Annotated in this window: 1 protein-coding gene; it reads right to left on the reverse strand. The window is 67.9% G+C overall.

The features are described from left to right. On the reverse strand, nucleotides 1–932 hold a 932-nt coding region (locus tag GGG17_RS00005), incomplete at its 3' end, for a DDE-type integrase/transposase/recombinase (protein WP_154591788.1). Between the last annotated feature and the right edge of the window lie 82 nt (nucleotides 933–1,014).

Consider the following 1,014-nt stretch of genomic DNA (forward strand, 5'->3'; position numbering starts at 1 on the left):
GAGTGCCAGCGTTGGGTGTTGTACCAGTCCTGGTACTGGTCGCATAGGGCCTGCATGTGCGTCAGCGTCTGGGGCTGGTGCCCGCTGGCTGCGAGCCACTTGTTGAAGGTCTGGTGGTGCCGTTCGACCTTCCCGCAGGTCTGGGGGTGGTACGGGCTGGAGTGGATCAGCCGGACGCCGTGCCGGTCGAGGTTCTGCGCGAACCGTGATCGTTGGGTGCCGCCACGGCGGGCGGTGGTGGAGAACGCGGTCCCGTTGTCGGACAGGACGATCGCCGGTGCCCCGTAGCTGGCGATGGCGGCGTTGACCGCGGCGATCGCGTCTTTGGTGGTTTCGGCCCAGCAGGCACGGGTGGCGACCAGGGTGCGGGTGCAGTCGTCCAGGACCTCGATCACGCACACCCGTCCCACCGGCAGCCCGGTGATGGTGGTCCCGTCGATCTGGTAGCAGTCCCGCGGTCGCGCGTACACGAACCGTCGGTAGGACGAGCGGGGCCGCTTACGAGGCGTTTTGGTGAGCAGCCCAGCCCGGTCCAAGATCGCGTTGATCGTCGACCGGGCCGGCACCACCAAACCCTGCGAGGCCCAGTCCTGCTCGGCCGCTTCGACCAGCAGCGCGGCCCTGATCATGTCCGCGCCGTTGTCCGGGCCCAGTTCCTCGCGCAGCGCGATCACCCGCGCACGCACCCGCTCAGGAGTGGCGTTCGGTCGGTTCCGAGGCGCTCGGGACCGCGGCTGCCACCGTCCCTCGAGCTTGACACGTTCTCGGTGTCGATAGGCCGTGGCTCGAGGCAGGCCGTGCGAGCGCACGAACGCGGCGAACCCTTGCGGGAACGCCGCGTCCGTGCCGTGCTCGGCCTCGATCTTCAACGCGTTGTCCAACAGCTGCATGACCGCCGCCCGCTTCCTGCACATCCGCAAGGGATAGCGCACTCAGCGCCCCACACGCCCCGAATCACGTGTCTCACATGATCCAGGACATGCCAGTCTCAAATGTCCCCGGACCTAACATCCA

This window comes from Arsenicicoccus cauae, from assembly GCF_009707125.1.
Taxonomy (GTDB): Bacteria; Actinomycetota; Actinomycetes; order Actinomycetales; family Dermatophilaceae; genus Arsenicicoccus; species Arsenicicoccus cauae.